Consider the following 16,503-nt stretch of genomic DNA (forward strand, 5'->3'; position numbering starts at 1 on the left):
TCAAACACTAGGGGATTCGTCCATGCTCTGGCTCGTCGCACTCATGTCATTCGCCATTCTCGGCCTGATCGTCGCCGGGTTCCTGCTCGATCAGCGCCCGCAGACCGTGAGCGCCATCCGCTCCTGGTTCCGGCCGCTACTCGGTTCGCAACTGGCGGTCTTCGTCGGCGCCCAGATTGCGCTGCTGGCGCTCGGCGTCAGCGACGCCCTGGCCTCGCCCGAGACCGGGGCCGCCGCCGAGGGACTCAAGGAGATGTCGGTCGGCCTGGGTCTGGCCATGATCGGCGTCGGCATCCCGACCGGACTCTCGACCATCGGCGCCGGCATCGCCGTGGGTCCGATCGGCGCGGCCTCGCTGGCGGCCATCACCGAGAAGCCCGAGAACCTCGGGCGCACGCTGATCTATCTGGGTCTGGCCGAGGGTATCGCGATCTATGGTCTGGTCATCTCGATCCTGCTGCTCAACAAGCTCTGAGCGACGCCGACCATGACCGAGCACGCGCCGGACCTGGACCATCCGACCCGCCTGCTGTTCCTCGGCGAGGAGACGCTCGCCGACGGCTTCCGGCTGATCGGTTTCGAGACCCATCCGAATCCGACCCCGGAGGACGCCGACCGGCTGCTGCGCGATCTGCGCCGTGATCGGGCCAAGGCCCTGGTCATCGTCGACGACGCGCTCATGGCGCAACAGATCCCGAACCTGCATCGGGTGCGGCAGGAGGGCGGACGCATCGTGGTGATCGCCGTCCCCGCGCTCGGCGCGCAACCCCGTCTGACCAGCGAGGTCGCCCAGCGGCTGGCCTCGCTCTTTGGAACCGCGACCCTGGAGACCGCCCCGAGCGGCGAGCGAGAGTCATCGTGAATCAGGTCGAAGAACTCGAACGCGCCATCCTGGCGCGCGCCGAACGGCTCGCGTCCGAGTACCGCGAGCGTGCCGCGCGCAGCCGTGACAGCATTCTGCGCGAGGCCGCCGAGCGTCTGCGTCTGCGCGAGGCACGCGAGGAAGGCATCGCCAAGGCCCTGGCCGAGCGGACGTTCCGCCAGCGGGTGCAGGCGAGCGAACTCAAGATGCAGACCCATCTCGACCGCACGCGCTGGAATCTGGTGCTCGGCGTCGAGCGGCGGCTGGCCGAGCGGATGCGGGCCTTCATCGAGGATCAGGTGACCTATGATGCCTGGTTGCTGAGTCTGATCGTCGAGGCGGCTGGGGTCATCGAGTCGCCCGAGATCCAGGTCGCCGCCAATGCGCATGATCAGCGCCGGCTGTTCATGAACTGGGATACGGTCATCGCCGCCCTGCCCCATGACAAGACGGCCACGCTCGTGCCCGCGCCCGAGGCGCTCCATACGCTCGGCGGCGTGCTGGTGACGAGCGCCGATGGACGCATCCGCGTCGACCACACCTTCGAGGGCCGGCTCGAACGTCTGCGCCCGCGTATCCGGCAGACGATCCTGGAGCGTCTGCTGCCCGGCGGCTTCGATACCGGCAACCTCTTCATCGGATGAGCCAGAGCGAGACAGCGAAGATCACGACCATGAGCGAAACCAACAAGATCGGCGTCATCCGCGACATCAACGGTCCCATCGTTACCATCGAGCTTCCGGGCGCGCGTAGCGGCGAGCAGGTCAAGATCGGCGAACTCGGGCTCTATGGCGAGATCCTCTCGCTCAACGGCGAGCGGGCGGTGGTCCAGACCTATGAGTCGACCGATGGGGTGCGGCCGGGGGAGCCGGTGGTGGGGCTGGGCCGGCCGCTGTCGGTCGAGCTGGGGCCGGGGCTGCTGGGCGGCATCTTCGACGGGGTGCAGCGTCCGCTGACCAAGCTGGCGCTCCAGTCGGGGGATTACATCCGGCGTGGTCTGAGCGTGCCGGCGCTCGATCGCACCAAGCTCTGGGTGTTCGAGCCGAATGCGGAGCTGGAGCCTGGGGCCAAGGTCGGGCCGGGGACGGTGCTCGGGCGGGTGCAGGAGACGCTGACCATCGAGCATCGGATTCTGGTGCCGCCCGGCGTCGAGGGCGAGCTGGAGGAGATCGCGCCGGCGGGTGAGTACGATATCGAGTCGAATATTGCGCGGGTGCGCGATCATCGGGGCGTGAGTCATCGGCTCAGCCTGTATCAGCGCTGGCCGGTGCGTAAGCCGCGTCCGTATCTGAAACGCGATGATGGCGTGTCGCCGCTGATTACCGGGCAGCGGGTGATCGATACGTTTTTCCCTCAGCTCAAGGGGGGCAAGGGCGCGGTGCCGGGTCCGTTCGGGGCGGGCAAGACCGTGGTTCAGCAGCAGATCGCGCGCTGGTCGAATGCGGACATCGTGATCTATGTCGGCTGTGGCGAGCGCGGCAATGAGCTGGTCGATGTGTTGGAGACCTTCCCGGAGCTGGACGATCCCTACTCCGGGCGCAAGCTGATGGAGCGGACGCTGCTGGTGGCGAATACGTCGAACATGCCGGTGGTGGCGCGCGAGGCGTCGGTCTATGTCGGGATCACGATGGCGGAGTATTACCGTGACATGGGCTATGACGTGGTGATGCTGGCGGATTCGACCAGTCGCTGGGCCGAGGCGTTGCGCGAGGTCTCGGGGCGGCTGGGGCAGATGCCGGTGGAGGAAGGCTATCCGGCGTATCTGGCGTCGCGGTTGGCGGCGGTCTATGAGCGTGCGGGTCGGGTGGAGACCTTTGGGGCGGGGTCGGGTTCTGTGACCTTGATCGGGGCGGTGTCGCCGCCGGGAGGGGACTTCTCGGAGCCGGTGACGAGTCATACCAAGGACATCATCGAGACGTTTTGGGCGTTGTCGAAGGAGTTGGCGGATGCGCGGCATTATCCGTCGATCGATTGGGTGACGAGCTTTTCGGGGCATGTGAAGACGGCGGCCGAGTGGTGGCACAAGGAGATCGATCCGGATTGGGAGAAGCGGCGCGGGGCGGCATTGGCGTTGCTGGCGCGGGATGCGGAGTTGTCGCGGATCGTGAATCTGGTGGGGCCTGAGGCGTTGTCGGATGCGCAGCGGTGGGAGTTGGAGGGGGCGTCGTTGATCAAGGAGGGGGTGTTGCAGCAGAGTGCGCTGGATGAGATCGATACCTTTTGCTCGCCGGCGAAGCAGTATGCGTTGCTGGATCTGGCGATTACGATCTATAAACGGGGTGAGGCGTTGGTCAAGCTCGGGGTGCCGGTGACCGAATTGCAGCGTCTGCCGTTGCTGGCCAAGATGCGGCGGATCAAGTCGATGTATTCGAGTGAGCAGTTGGAGCAGATTCAGGCGTTTCGGCAGGAGGTCGATCAGGCGATGGAGGCGATACGGATTGAGTATGCGAAGCAGGGGGGGGCTGTTTAGAATTTTTCGCTTGGAGGCTAAATTTGCGCGACCTAGACTGCTTTCAGTCTAGAAAGCTTAGCGTTCCATTGCAATCTAAATACACTGTTAGGCTTGGGATTTTCCAGCTAACGACTAAAGCAAATTGGAGGATACACATGACTAAAATTATTCCTGATTAGTTACGAAGCTCAGCACATTCACGCTCACTGTAATTCATTGTTTTTATGAAATTATTTTCAGCCATCTGAGTTTGTGCCAGGTACGCTGGTCGTCTGCGCTGACTTGGAGGCCGCGCTTAGGTGGTCAGAGATTGACCGGGCAAGAGAAAACAAAAACTTGGCCTGAGAGTTCTCGCACCGCAGTGCTGAGCTTCGTAACTAATCAGGAAATTATTTGTTCATTATGCCATGGGCGTGGGGAAGATGTTGAAGTGCCTTGTCCCGAATGCGGAGGCTCAGGCTATGATACTCTTCATGAGAACCCATTTGCTCAATGTGATGAATGCTGTGGAGAAGGCACGATAAAAGTCGATTGAACGCATCCAGGGGGCTGATCGTGATTAAAATTCTTGAGGCAAACTATTTGGGAGACGGATGCCTGGAATTGATTTTTTCCGATGGCATGAGAGGGATTTTTAACGTATGGGCTTATTGCTCTAGTCGGAGCGGCCCCTTGCTCGAACCGCTCGCATCAGAAACCTATATCAAACGTTGCTTCATCGACATGGGCGCTCTCGGATGGCCCAATGGATTGGAGTTATCTCCGGCACGTCTTTATGAGCTTTGCGAAATGAAAGAGGCGGCATAATGAAACAAAATAGGGGGCAGACCTCTATTTTCTACAAACCGCATCGATCGCGAAAGATGTACTTTGCAAGCTCACCGCATCCTACGATTCTAGTAAATATGACATGAGGAGGATGGCATGGAATGGAGCCAGGTTTTGCAAGACCCTGTACTCAAAGAGCTTCCATATAAAATCGAACTCAACGAGGACGGCAATATCGTCATGAGTCCGGCGTCGAACCTGCATGGTTACTTGCAATCCCGACTCGTCATGGAACTGGCAAAAAAGATCGACGACGGCGACATCCTGGTTGAGACGAGCATCCAAACATCCAAGAACGTCAAAGTAGCGGATGTATGCTGGGCGTCATCTCAGTTCATCGAAAAATTTGGATTCGAGACGCCTTACCCGAAAGCCCCTGAGCTGTGCATCGAGGTTCGATCGCCCAGCAACACCGACAGAGAGATGAACGAGAAAATCGAACTCTATCTTGCCAAGGGCGCTCTGGAAGTGTGGATTTGTGATAGCGAAGGGCTGGTGAGATTTTTCTGTCATGAAGGCGAAATCGCGGAATCTGGGATTGTCCCTGGATTTCCAACACATATTCGCGTCTGATCAGACAACAACAAATCACATGAATCAATTGCAACAAACTGAACAAGCGGCGTGATTCAAGATTGTTCGCGCAGCCGAGAAAGCGCAATGTCGTAAATTTCATTGCGATCACGTTTGCCGACTGCGACAACTGTCACAGTGACAACCTTATCCTCGACGTAGTAAACCAACCGATAACCGAGTCGGCGGAGTTTGATCTTGTAGATGTTCTTGGCACCCGACAGAGCCGCCGCAGGAACATGAGGATTTTCAAGTCGTTCTTTGAGTTTTTTCTTGAATTGCTCTTTTACGGTGTGGCCTAAATTTTGCCATTCCTTGAGCGCGGACTTTTTGAATTCCAGTTCATAGGTCATCGAGTGTCACCTTGACAGCTGGCTCATCCAGGCGCTCTTTGACGATTTTCAACAGTTCGACATCATCGATCAGTTCCATCATGGCTTCGTAAGCGGCGGCGGGCACACAGTAAAAAGCGGGTTCATTACGGTTCAGAACGGCGATCGGCATACCCTGCCCACTGGAAACTACCTTCATTGGATTGGCCTTGAGTTCGGATATACTGGCCGCGATTTCTGTAAGCACTTGATATGTCATGATATTTATCCAGATAACAGCCAATGAAACCAGATTGTAGGTCTTTCAAATGGTCTCGTAAAGGTGATGACCGCCGTCTCCCGTTCAACGCCTTATCGATACCCGGCATTCGGCATGACCAATTGCCCAAGCGTCTAGAGGTCGAGATCCAAAGCTCATGAGCATCAAGGAATACCGCACCGCCGTCGAGGCCCGAGGCGGCTTGCTGGTGGTCAGACACACCCCCAATGTCGCTTTCGGCGACCGGGTCCGCATCAAGGACCACGCCGGCCACGTCCGCAACGGCCAAGTCATCCGCGCCGCCGATGACGAGGTGCTGATCTTGGTCTTCGAGGGCACCGAGGATCTGGACCTGGAGAACACCTGGGTCCGCTTCCTCGACGAGCCGATCGAGATCGCGCTCTCACCCGAGATCCTCGGCCGCGAACTCAACGGCCTGGGCGAACCGCGCGACGGACGCCCGCCGATCCTCTCGGCCATCCGCCGTCCGGTCGGCGGCTCGGCCATCAACCCGGCCGCGCGCACCTACCCGCGCGAGTTCATCCAGACCGGCATCTCGACCATCGACGGTCTCAACTCACTGGTGCGCGGCCAGAAACTGCCGATCTTCTCCGGCTCGGGTCTGCCGCACAACCGGCTCGCGGCCCAGATCGTGCGTCAGGCCAAGCTGGTCGACGAGTCCGCCAGCTTCTCGATCGTCTTCGCCGCCATGGGCGTCTCCTACGCCGACGCCAAGTTCTTCCGCGACGAGTTCGCCAACTCGGGCGTACTGCGCAATGTGGTGATGTTCGTCAATCTGGCCGACGACCCGCCGGTCGAGCGCCTGACCCTGCCGCGCACCGCGCTCACCGCCGCCGAATATCTGGCCTACGACCTCGACCGTCATGTGCTGGTGGTGCTCACCGACATGACCAACTATGCCGAGGCCCTGCGCGAGGTGGCCACGGCCAAGGGCGACGTGCCGGCGCGTAAGGGCTATCCGGGCTATCTGTATTCCGACCTGGCCGAGCTCTACGAGCGCTGCGGACGCATCCACGAGCGCCACGGCTCGATCACCATGATGCCTGTGGTGTCCATGCCCTCCGACGACATCACCCACCCGATCCCGGACCTGACCGGCTATATCACCGAGGGCCAGATCGTGCTCTCGCGCGAGCTGCACAACCAGGGCGTCTATCCGCCGGTGAACATTTTACCGAGTCTGTCTCGATTGATGAAGGACGGCATCGGCAAGGACGACACCCGCGAGGACCATCCGCGTGTGGCCGCCCAGCTCTATGCGCTCTATGCGCGTGCGCAGGAGACGCGCAATCTGGCCTCGATCATCGGCGCCGATGAACTTTCCGAGCGCGACCGGCTCTATCTGACCTTCGCCGACGCCTTCGACCAGCGCTTCGTCGGCCAGGGCGAGAACGAGGACCGCTCGATCGAAGCCACGCTCAATCTGGCCTGGGATCTGATGAGCACCTTCCCGCGCGACATGCTCACGCGCCTCAAGGAGACCGATCTGGCCAAGTACTACCGGGAGAGCGCGGCATGAACGCGCCCTCCCCCGCCGTCACCTGCGACGACTGCGCGGCGGCCTGCTGCAAGCTCGAAGTCGTGTGTCTGACCGAGACCGGAGTGCCGCGCCACTTCACCGCGCGCGATGCCTGGGGCGCGGTCGTCATGGAGCGTCTGGACGATGGCTGGTGCGCGGCGCTCGACCGCGACAGCCTGCTCTGCCGCATCTATGAGCAACGCCCGCTGCTGTGCCGCGAGTTCGAGATGGGTGGCCCCGACTGTCTCGCCGAGCGGGAGGCCGCATGGCACAACAGTTGATCAAGGTTCCGCCGACCAAGAACACCCTGCTCAAGCTCAAGAAGCAGGTCCGGTTCCTGGAGGACGGCCACGACCTGCTGGAGCGCAAGCGCGAGCTGCTCACGCGCCTGGTCTATGAACGCATCGGCGAATATCGCCGTCTGCGCGCCGAGTCCGAACGCGCGCTGACCGAGGCGTACCAGTGTCTGGCCATCACCCATCTGCGCATGGGCAGCCGCGCCATCCGTCAGGCCTCGCTCGGCGTGGAGCCGGCCCTACAGGTCGACATCCTGCCGCGACGGGCGCTCGGGGTGGAGTATCCGGCGGTCACGAGCGAGCGTCTGCCGCTCAAGCCGGTCGGATTGCTGGGGACGGACGTGAGCTTCGACACCACGCGCGACCATCTGGCCGAGGCCGCCGTGCAGCTCGCGCGGCTCTCGGAGGTCGAGACCGCGCTCCATCGTCTGCTCGAAGAACAGCGCAAGGCCCGGAAGCGGGTCAATGCGCTCAAGTACAACATCATCCCACGCTATCACCGCACCATCCGCTTCATCCAGTCCTCGCTGGAGGAGGAGGAGCGCAATACGCTGTTCCAGGTCAAGCTGTTGCGCGGGCAGACGCGCTAACGCCCCAGGAAACGGGCGTTGATGTCGTGCAGCACCAGGCTCCTGAACTTCTTGGCGCGTAGCAGATCGGCCTCGGTCCAGGGCTCGGACTGGCGCGCCGTGGTCTCGATCCAGCGCGCGAAGGATGAACGCGGCGAGAGCACCTGACGCTGTTCGTCGAAGAGCGCGCTCTTGCGCGGGTCGCCGGCCCAGTAGACGGTGTGCGGCTGCTCGGGACGCCACCACAGGAACCAGCGGTCGCCGGTCTCGCGATAGCCGTCGACGCGCACCGCCAGCAAGCCGCTGGCTTGCTCGGCATAGTGCATGGATTCCGGGAACAGCGATGAGAGCCGGTCGGTGGCGAAGATCGGGTCGGGCACCGTCTCGCGCAGCCAATCGACCAGGGCGCGGATGTCGGAGGACGCCGGCGTCTGGCCGAAGGTCACGATGGTGTGATCGTCGACGAGCGCCGCGCCCGTGGCGCGTGCCAGCGACAACAGCGCCTGGCCGAGCGTCCTGTCGACCAGATTGGCCTGTCCGTCCTTCATCTCCATGATCAGATCGCGCTCGTCCTCCGAGAGCCGTAGCGCCGAGAGCAGGGCCAGGATCTCCTGATCGCTCTCGTTGAGATCCATCAGCCGCCGTGTGCTCTGATAGCCGGAGATGGCGAGCGTGAACACCTGGGTCATCTCGGCGCAGCGCAGACGCACCGGTAGCGGCAGCCGACGCGGCTCGGAATGATGGCAGGCGATCAGTCCCCACAGCTCGCCGGCGATCAGGATGGAGAACGAAATCGAGGCGGTGACGCCCATGTTCCGGAGATATTCCAGATGCACCGGCGAGACGGCGCGCAGATCCGAGAGCGAGAGATCGGCGATCTCGCCGGGGTCGAGGCTCAGGATCGGGACGTTGGTCGTGTGGATATCGGGGATCTGACGATGCGAGTTGAGCCGGTAGAGATTGCGCGCGATCTGGGGGATGTCTGAAGCCGGATACCTCAGGCCCAGATAGGGCGGCAGGCCCTCCACCAGACTCTCCGAGATGACCTCGCCGCAGCCGTCGTCACGAAAACGGTAGATCATGACCCGTTCGAAGCCGGTCGCCGCGCGCATCTCGTCGGCCAGATACCGGCAATGGCTCGCCCAGTCGCGCTCGGAATAGGGCATCCGGTAGAGCCGGTGCGGCACGGGCCGGTAGGCTTCGCCATACTGGGCGGCGGGCAAGGCGAGTTCCAGCTCCAGCAGCCAGTTGTGTTCGTTGCAGGAGAGCAGACCATCGAGTCGGCCTTGCGGACCCGACAGCAGATCCGGATAGAGACGCTTGCCGGCACTGGCGCGCATCCAGGCGTCGGGCGCGCCGGCGATGTCGGCCGGCTCGGTCTTGGGCGGAAAGTCCGGCAGCCGTTCGGTGAGCACCCGACCAAGGACCGATTCAGGCGACCAGCCGGTCCAGGACTCCAGATTGGCGCTCGCGAAACGAACGAGCGGATCCCCCGTCCGACCGCCTAGCAGACAACCCCAAGGTTGGATAGACTGCACGCGATGAAGCTGCTCGCGCTCGCATTCGGCCAGGAAGCCCGGGGCTAGGGATTCGCTCATGATCTGTGCTCGGGGGTATTTGGTTCGGTTAGCGCGATATTAAACCATTATGGACACATGCATGTCGTCTCCCAAACCCTGTTCCAGACCACGAATCGAAATCGACCTGGTCGAAATCGACCTGGCCGGCGCGCTGCGCCGGGCCACGGCCGGCGTCCATGCCGAGATCGAACGGCTTCCCCTGATGTCGCGTCTGACCTCGGAGACGGCGACGCTCGATGACTATCAGTGCTATCTGCGCGCCATCCTGACCATCCATGCGCCGCTGGAACAGGTACTCTACGACGGGCTCGACGAGACGGTCCGCGATCGGCTCGGCGTTCGCCCCAAGCTGCCGGCCCTGCTGGCGGATATGGAGGAGCAGGGCCTGACGTTCGACAGGCCCGTACCGGCGGTCGCGCCGGCCCCGCTGCTTCCCGACGATCTCAGTGCCCGTGTGGGCGGACTCTATGTCCTGGAAGGCGCCACGCTCGGCGGACGGACCATCGCCCGCCATCTACGGCGCCTCATCGGTGAACCACTGGGTTCGACGCACTTCCTCGACTTCCACGGCCGGCAGACCTCGGCCGCCTGGAAGGGCTTCACGAGCGGACTCAATGCGCTCGCCGCGCAACAGGCACTGATTCCGGATCGGGTGATCGCGGGCGCCCTGGCCGTGTTCGCCTACGTCCACACACGCCTCGAACCGGCCGCTGGTACCTGACCGGCCAGTCTCAGTCGACCAGCTCTATATGGAGAGGAGCGCCCCATGACGACACCCCAGAGCCATGGCCGTGAGCGACGGCTCCATGCACGCTATCGCGTCGATCTCGGTGCCGAGATCCAGGGAACGCACGGTCTGGTGATCCACGGCCGGGTGCGCGACATCTGTTCCGGCGGACTCTTCCTGGAACTCGAACTCGGCCAGGTGAGTGACTGTCCATGCATTGGCGAACAGTTGCACATACACATCGCCCTTCCCGATGGACGAGAATCCGCGAGCGCCCTGGCCGAAGTCATGCGTCTGACACCCCAGGGATTCGGGCTGAGGTTCATGAGCCTGCTCGATGACACCCAGGTCAGACTCGGTCACTTCATCGGCCAGACCGCGGCATCCACCCCGCCGGACCAACAGGACGAGCACCCGAGTCCGCTCGATCACAATGCACTCAGGTCGATGCGCGACTCGAGTCTGGAGCTGTTGCCTGGGATTTTCGACAGATGGATCGAGTATCTCGTCGAGGCACTCTGGAAATACAGCGAGACTGCGGAGTCCGATTTTCATCGATCACTTGCCGGCAGTGAGATCGGCCTGCTCTTCCAGGCTCGACAATCCGGACGCCTGGCGCTTCAGATGCGCGATGCCATCCATGAGTCGTTCGATGGTCCCGCGCTCGCCTCTATTCCGTCGGACGAACAGCGTAGCGAACTCAAGCTACTCGATCAGGACGAGTTCGAAAACTGGTTGGTGAAATCCGAACTCAACGCTCGGCTCGAACAGGCCTTGCAAGAGCCGCTCGGCCGACTGCGTTCACAAGCCGCGCAACTGCCGGGTCAACCGCTGCGACCGATCGAACCCGATCGTCTGATCGATCTACTGGAAAACGGCTTGGGTCAGATCGGCCTCGGTAGTCTGGTCTTGCGCATCGGCCTGCGGAGCGCCGGGCATCGGATTGCCGGAGAACTCGCCGAGTTCTATCGCGCGATTGCCGAGGGTTGGTCTCGTCTCGGCATCGAGGCCATCGAAACCACCTCCCCGCAACAACCAGTACCACCGCCAAGGGAGGATACGCCGGCCGCCGATCCCTGGGACAGATTCGTCCCGCCGGCGGATTCGGGGCCGGATTCGGATGCGCCCCCGGTCCACCGTCCCCTACCGGCGACACCGCTTCGACGGCGTCCCGAACCGCCCCGGCGCCTGCCGTGCCCGCCGACAGCTCGCCGCCCCCGACCTGTCCCCAATTGCGAGAACTGTTCGACAACCTGCGCGCTCAAGCCGGTCAGACGCCTCCGGACGTTTCGCCCCCCAGGCTCGCGCCTTTTCAGCGCTGGCTGCGCAATCGCGACGCCCTTCAGGGCGATCCCCTGACGCTGCCCCGTACCCATGAGCGCGTCGCCCTGACCGAGCGTCTCGTCACCGAGATCCTGACCGATAGATCCACGCCGACCCCGCTCAAGACCGTGCTGGAGCGCATCCCCGCGCACCTGCTTTCCATGGCGGTGACCTATCCGGGTGCACTCCTCGATGACCAGCATCCACTGGTACGGCTGCTCGATCGAGTCGATCGACTCGCGCGTCTGCTGCCCAATGGCGCCCGCGACGACGCCGAGCATCAGCAGGCGTTCGAGCGCCTGATCGAGCGTCTGGTGGCCGCCGAGGCCGACGACCTCTCGACCCTGGACGCACTCGACGCGCAGATGGACGACCTCAATGGACGTCTCGACCGACAGAGCCGCTCGAATCGAGCCCATTGGGTATCGGTCTGCGAGATCCGCGAGCGTCATCGCCAGGCCCGTGAAGCGGTTCGTCTACGGATCAACGGGATCCTGGCCGATCGGCCCATCCATCCGGTGCTCATCGAGTTACTGGAGCGCGGCTGGCGTACCCTGCTGGAAACGGCCTGTCTCGCCGGCGGTTTGGACGGCCCGCGTTGGCGTCGTCATTGGCGCACCCTGTGGCAGCTGCATCTCGAGACCTGTGGCGGCTCTCCCGAGACCGAACCCTCCATCGCCGTGGACGGCCAAAGGGTGTTACTCGAGGAGCTGCTCGACGGATTGGGCGCCATGGGGCTCACGCCCGAGGAATGCAGCGAGCTGACCGACCGCGCGCGCCAAGTGCTCGAACAGGCCCAGGCGGGGCAGATCGAACCCGGACTCTGTCGGCCCTTCACACCACTCGCACCCGCGCCGGACGACGCCCCGGACAGCGTCGCGGGAAATGTCGCGGAAGCGGACTGGAACGCAGCCGGCAACCGGATCGACGCCCTGCCCCTTGGGGCTCTCGTCTGGAGTCACGAACGCGAAGGCCCAGTGGCGCTGCGCCTGATCTGGCGCAGCCAGGACGGCTCCCGCCTCGGTCTCACCGACCCCTTGGGCAAGCGCCTCATCAGCCTGCGTCGCAGCCGACTGATCAAAAAGCTCTTGCGCGAACAGCTCGTCATCGACATGACCGCGCCCGAGGGGAGCGTGCAACGCGCCGCCACGATTGCGCTGGAGCGCATGCAGTCGAAGATCCGGGAGCACGACCTCCCCGATCCCCTGACCGGTCTGGCAAACCAGCACCGCCTGCGCGGAACCCTGGTCGAGCTGCTCGCGGACCCGAGTGCCAGGGACAGACCCCATGTCCTGGGATTCCTGGAACTCGACCGCTTCGATCTCATGACGTCGCAGTATGGGTTCACCCGTAGCGAGCAGATCCTCAAGGCCGTTGCCGAACTACTGCTCGCTCAGCTCCCCGAGGCCCGTTGTCTGGCCTATCTGGGCGCCGGTCGTTTCGGTGTACTGACCGCGATCGGGGATGACGACGAAGCCCTGGCGCTCGGCGAACGTTTACGCACGGCGCTCGGGGCGCTCCCGTTCGCACCCGAGGCGAAGCCGGGGGCGCGCCGGTTCTCCTGGAGTCTGGGCCTCAGCCTGCTCGATGGTCCCCCGGCCATGCCCGAGCACTATCTCTCGGCCGTGAATCTGGCCTGTCTGACCGCCCGGCGCCAGGGTGGCGACCGGGTCGTCCTCTTCCGCGACGAGGATCCGCTCATCCTCAAGCAACTGGAGCAGCTCCATGCCTGGGTGCAAGCCGAGGACGCCATCCGGTCCGAACGCATACGCCTGCGTTTCCAGCCCATTGCCCCGCTCGCCGAGCTCGACCTCGAGCGCCCGGACCAGGGGGCGCATCACTCCGAGATCCTGCTCAGCGTCTACGACGAGAACCATCAGCCGCTGCATCTGGGTGACTTCATCGCCGCCGCCGAGGCGCTGAACATGATGCCTACCCTGGACCATCAGGTCATAGAAACCACACTGCGCCGGCTCCACGAGCATCCTGAGTTCGTCGAGGGGCCGCTCGGCAGCGTGGCCATCAATGTCTCCGGTCAGACCATCGGCGAGGCCGACTTCGTCACCTGGGTCGGCCGGCGCCTGGAACATTGGGCGATTCCGGCGCAGCGCGTAGGGTTCGAAGTGACCGAGACGGCGGCCATCGTCGACATCGAGCGCGCGGCCGCCAATCTCGCGCAACTCAAGGCACTCGGCTGTTCGCTCTATCTCGACGACTTCGGTTCGGGGCTCTCGTCCTACGGCTACCTCAAGCGTCTGCCGTTCGATTACGTCAAGATCGATGGTTCCTTCATCAAGGACATCATCAACAACCCCCATGATCAGGCCATCGTGCGCTCCTTCAATGAGATCGCGCATTTCATGGGCAAGCAGACTGTGGCCGAATTCGTCGAGAACGCCGGCATCATCGCCCTGCTGCGCGAGATCGGTATCGACCACGTCCAGGGTTATGCCATCGCGCGTCCCGATTTCATCGACGAGGTCGTCACCCGGCACTGAGAAACGCCGGCGTCGACATACCGGGATCCGGGCCGCTTGGCGTCCATGACGGCACCCGGTCATTTCGGCCTGGCCGGCGACTTGCGCAATCCGTCCAGCCCGAGGACGAGCGCCGGACCGAGCCAGGCCAGGGCTTAGGTTCCAGCAAATGCGTTTCGAGCCGCACGCCCTGAGACTCACATTCCAGCCGCAGACGGTCGAGCTTCTCGGCCAGTCGTGAGGACTCGACCCGTCCGTCCCGGACATGGACCAGCCTCAGAGTCCGGTCGGGATGGGTGCCCGCCAGTTGCACCGCATAGTGACTGACCCAGTCGCCGTTGATCGAGCCATCGTAAGCGAAGCCGAACATCTTGAACCGCGTCCATGATGAGTCCTGGCCACGGCTCAAAGCCTAGTCGATCTCAGGCCTCCTCGGGGGCGGATTCCAGACGCGGACGTGCGAAATAGTCGCGCGTCAGCCGGAAGACGATCGGACTGAGCAGCAGCAGCGCCACCAGATTCGGCAGGGCCATGAGCGCGTTGAGCGTGTCGGCCACCAGCCAGATGAAGTCCAGTTGCGCGATGGCCCCGATCGGCAGCGCCAGCACCCAGAGTACCCGGAACGGCAATATGGCCCGGTCGCCGAGCAGATACTGCGCGCAGCGCTCGCCGTAGACGCTCCAGCCGAGGGTGGTCGTGTAGGCGAAGAGCATCAGTCCGATGGCGACGATGTAAGAACCGACGCCGGGTAGCGCACTCTCGAACGCCTGCGAGGATAGGGCCGCGCCGGTCGCACCCGAGTCCCAGGCGCCCGTGACCAGAATCACAAGGCCAGTGATGGAGCAGATGATGATGGTGTCGATGAAGGTGCCGATCATGGCCACCGCGCCCTGTGCGACCGGATCGTTGGACTGCGCGGCGGCATGGGCGATCGGGGCGCTGCCGAGACCGGCCTCGTTGGAGAAGACACCGCGCGCCACGCCGTATTGGATCGCCGCCGCGACCGTGGCGCCCGCGAAACCGCCGGTCGCTGCCGTCGGGTTGAACGCCTGGACGAAGACCAGTTCCAGCGCCGGCAGGATCTGCTCGCTGTTGAGCGCCAGCACCACCAGACCGCCGCTGACATAGATGATCGCCATCAGCGGCACCAGCGCCGCCGAGACATCGCCGATGCGCTTGATGCCGCCGAGCAGCACCAGACCGGTGAACACCGCCATCACCACACCCGTGACCCAGAAGGGCACGCCGAAGGCATCCTGGGTCGCGTGGGCCACAGAGTTGGCCTGGACCGTGTTGCCGATACCAAAGCCCGCCAGCACGCCGAAGACGGCGAAGGCCGTGGCCATCCACAGCCATTTCTTGCCCAACCCCAGCTTGATGTAGTACATGGGACCGCCGAGATGGCTGCCCTTGCCGTCGACCTCGCGATAGTGCAGCGCCAGCACGGCCTCAGCGTACTTGGTCGCCATGCCGACCAGGGCCGTGCACCACATCCAGAACAGCGCGCCCGGTCCGCCGAGGAAAATGGCCGTGGCCACGCCCGCGATGTTACCCGTGCCGACGGTCGCCGAGAGCACCGTCATGAGCGCGTGATAGGGCGGGATGTCGCCATTGCCCTGGCTGACGCGCCCGCGCCAGAGCATACGAAAACCGAAGCCGAGCTTGATGAGCGGCATCAAGCGCAGCCCCAGCATCAGAAAGAAGCCGACCCCAAGGATCAGGATCAACATCGGCGGCCCCCAGACCCAGCCGTTCAAGACGTTGATCCACGCAGTTATCTGTTCCACTGCCGTCGTGCCCCCGTAAAATGCGTCGAGTTGAAGGAAGACCGTCGAAAACCGAGCCGTTCGCTTCCGATCCACGCCGGACGCGACCCGCGCGACACTATATCAAGCCCAGACGGACGACAAGGGACGCACGGCACGTGCTTTCCATGCGCACGGCTTTACCGCGAACGCCTCCAGGCCGTATGCTGGCGCGATTCTCTTCAAGCTGCGGGTTTGCATGAAACTCCTCATCGACTTCCTTCCGATCCTGCTGTTCTTCATCGCCTACAAGTTCGCCGGCATCTACTGGGCGACGGCTATGGCCATCGGTGCGACGGCGATCCAGGTCGCCTGGCTCTGGGCGCGTCATCGTCGGGTCGAGAAGATGCCGCTGGCTACCCTCGGACTGCTGATCGTCTTCGGCGGACTGACCATCGCGCTCCACGATCCCATCTTCGTGATGTGGAAACCGACCCTGGTCAACTGGCTGTTCGCCGCCGTCTTCATCGGCAGTCACCGGATCGGCGAGCGCACCCTGATCGAGCGCATGATGGGCCAGGCCATCGAACTGCCCAAGCCGATCTGGACGCGGCTCAATGCGCTCTGGAGCGGATTCTTCGTCTTTCTCGGGCTGGCCAATCTGTTCGTGGTCTATGTCGGCAGCGGTTTCTACGAGGCGCATCAGGCGCTGCTCGCGGCGACCGGCGAGTCCGGCACGGATCTTTCGGCCTGCGCGACGCTCTATAGCGGCGCGGTGCTGGATCTCTGCAACACGGCCCAAGCACGCGAGTCGACTTGGGTCGACTTCAAGCTCTTCGGTATGATGGGGTTGACGATCGCCTTCGTGATCGCGCAGACGCTCTATCTCTCGCGTCATGTCAAAGAAGACCCGGAACCCCAAGCCCTGGAGGCGGATTGA

Annotated in this window: 18 protein-coding genes; 13 read left to right on the forward strand and 5 right to left on the reverse strand. The window is 63.2% G+C overall.

What is annotated here, in order from left to right:
• Positions 1-22 precede the first annotated feature (22 nt).
• The 6 genes from Atep_RS11390 to Atep_RS11415 all read left to right on the forward strand — a co-directional run bounded on the left by Atep_RS11390 (position 23) and on the right by Atep_RS11415 (position 4,715).
• Positions 23-475, forward strand: a complete 453-nt coding sequence (locus tag Atep_RS11390; protein WP_213378632.1) for an ATP synthase subunit C — start codon at positions 23-25, stop codon at positions 473-475.
• Positions 476-487: 12 nt separating this feature from the next.
• On the forward strand, positions 488-862 hold the full coding sequence (locus Atep_RS11395) for a V-type ATP synthase subunit F (RefSeq protein WP_213378633.1): 375 nt from the start codon (positions 488-490) through the stop codon (positions 860-862).
• Positions 859-1,506: a V-type ATP synthase subunit E gene (locus Atep_RS11400; RefSeq protein WP_213378634.1), complete on the forward strand. Its 648-nt coding sequence runs from the start codon at positions 859-861 to the stop codon at positions 1,504-1,506. Before Atep_RS11395 ends, Atep_RS11400 begins: the two co-directional genes overlap by 4 nt.
• 29 nt (positions 1,507-1,535) lie before the next feature.
• Entirely contained in the window at positions 1,536-3,332 is a 1,797-nt protein-coding gene (locus Atep_RS11405) for a V-type ATP synthase subunit A (protein ID WP_213378635.1), read from the forward strand.
• Between the two features lie 513 nt (positions 3,333-3,845).
• On the forward strand, positions 3,846-4,121 hold the full coding sequence (locus tag Atep_RS11410; RefSeq protein ID WP_213378636.1) for a DUF2442 domain-containing protein: 276 nt from the start codon (positions 3,846-3,848) through the stop codon (positions 4,119-4,121).
• Positions 4,122-4,238: 117 nt separating this feature from the next.
• A complete protein-coding gene (locus tag Atep_RS11415) occupies positions 4,239-4,715 on the forward strand; it encodes a Uma2 family endonuclease (RefSeq protein ID WP_213378637.1) in 477 nt (158 codons plus the stop codon).
• 56 nt (positions 4,716-4,771) lie between these two features.
• Here Atep_RS11415 and Atep_RS11420 read toward each other — a convergent pair whose 3' ends face one another.
• Positions 4,772-5,068, reverse strand: a complete 297-nt coding sequence (locus Atep_RS11420) for a type II toxin-antitoxin system RelE family toxin (protein WP_213378638.1) — start codon at positions 5,066-5,068, stop codon at positions 4,772-4,774.
• Positions 5,058-5,306: a type II toxin-antitoxin system Phd/YefM family antitoxin gene (locus tag Atep_RS11425; protein WP_213378639.1), complete on the reverse strand. Its 249-nt coding sequence runs from the start codon at positions 5,304-5,306 to the stop codon at positions 5,058-5,060. Before Atep_RS11425 ends, Atep_RS11420 begins: the two co-directional genes overlap by 11 nt.
• Before the next feature lie 157 nt (positions 5,307-5,463).
• On the opposite strand from Atep_RS11425, the gene Atep_RS11430 reads away from it, so the two are divergent.
• Genes Atep_RS11430 through Atep_RS11440 form a run of 3 tightly spaced genes read left to right on the forward strand, consistent with a single transcriptional unit; the run spans position 5,464 to position 7,732 of the window.
• Positions 5,464-6,846 (forward strand): V-type ATP synthase subunit B, encoded by a 1,383-nt coding sequence (locus Atep_RS11430; RefSeq protein WP_213378640.1) that lies wholly within the window; start codon positions 5,464-5,466, stop codon positions 6,844-6,846.
• Entirely contained in the window at positions 6,843-7,127 is a 285-nt protein-coding gene (locus tag Atep_RS11435) for a YkgJ family cysteine cluster protein (protein WP_213378641.1), read from the forward strand. Before Atep_RS11430 ends, Atep_RS11435 begins: the two co-directional genes overlap by 4 nt.
• The gene (locus Atep_RS11440; RefSeq protein WP_213378642.1) at positions 7,112-7,732 is read left to right on the forward strand and encodes a V-type ATP synthase subunit D; all 621 of its coding nucleotides are present in this window, start codon (positions 7,112-7,114) and stop codon (positions 7,730-7,732) included. Before Atep_RS11435 ends, Atep_RS11440 begins: the two co-directional genes overlap by 16 nt.
• Here Atep_RS11440 and Atep_RS11445 read toward each other — a convergent pair.
• Positions 7,729-9,309, reverse strand: coding sequence for a GAF domain-containing protein (locus Atep_RS11445; RefSeq protein ID WP_213378643.1), 1,581 nt, complete (start codon positions 9,307-9,309; stop codon positions 7,729-7,731). The genes Atep_RS11440 and Atep_RS11445 overlap by 4 nt on opposite strands.
• 61 nt (positions 9,310-9,370) lie before the next feature.
• On the opposite strand from Atep_RS11445, the gene Atep_RS11450 reads away from it, so the two are divergent.
• Genes Atep_RS11450 through Atep_RS11460 form a run of 3 tightly spaced genes read left to right on the forward strand, consistent with a single transcriptional unit; the run spans position 9,371 to position 13,839 of the window.
• Entirely contained in the window at positions 9,371-10,012 is a 642-nt protein-coding gene (locus tag Atep_RS11450) for a biliverdin-producing heme oxygenase (RefSeq protein WP_213378644.1), read from the forward strand.
• Between the two features lie 45 nt (positions 10,013-10,057).
• Positions 10,058-11,377, forward strand: coding sequence for a DUF1631 family protein (locus tag Atep_RS16715; protein WP_236786158.1), 1,320 nt, complete (start codon positions 10,058-10,060; stop codon positions 11,375-11,377).
• The gene (locus tag Atep_RS11460; RefSeq protein WP_236786725.1) at positions 11,260-13,839 is read left to right on the forward strand and encodes a DUF1631 family protein; all 2,580 of its coding nucleotides are present in this window, start codon (positions 11,260-11,262) and stop codon (positions 13,837-13,839) included. Before Atep_RS16715 ends, Atep_RS11460 begins: the two co-directional genes overlap by 118 nt.
• Here Atep_RS11460 and Atep_RS11465 read toward each other — a convergent pair.
• Together Atep_RS11465 and Atep_RS11470 are read right to left on the reverse strand one after the other, a co-directional pair.
• Positions 13,826-14,188, reverse strand: a complete 363-nt coding sequence (locus Atep_RS11465; protein ID WP_213378646.1) for a universal stress protein — start codon at positions 14,186-14,188, stop codon at positions 13,826-13,828. The two genes, Atep_RS11460 and Atep_RS11465, sit on opposite strands and share 14 nt — an antisense overlap.
• A 52-nt stretch (positions 14,189-14,240) precedes the next feature.
• Complete coding sequence (locus Atep_RS11470) at positions 14,241-15,605, reverse strand: alanine/glycine:cation symporter family protein (protein ID WP_213378647.1); 1,365 nt, start codon at positions 15,603-15,605, stop codon at positions 14,241-14,243.
• 217 nt (positions 15,606-15,822) lie between these two features.
• Between Atep_RS11470 and Atep_RS11475 the strand changes: the two genes are divergently transcribed.
• Positions 15,823-16,503, forward strand: a complete 681-nt coding sequence (locus tag Atep_RS11475) for a septation protein A (RefSeq protein WP_213378648.1) — start codon at positions 15,823-15,825, stop codon at positions 16,501-16,503.

The organism is Allochromatium tepidum, from assembly GCF_018409545.1.
Lineage (GTDB): Bacteria > Pseudomonadota > Gammaproteobacteria > Chromatiales > Chromatiaceae > Thermochromatium > Thermochromatium tepidum_A.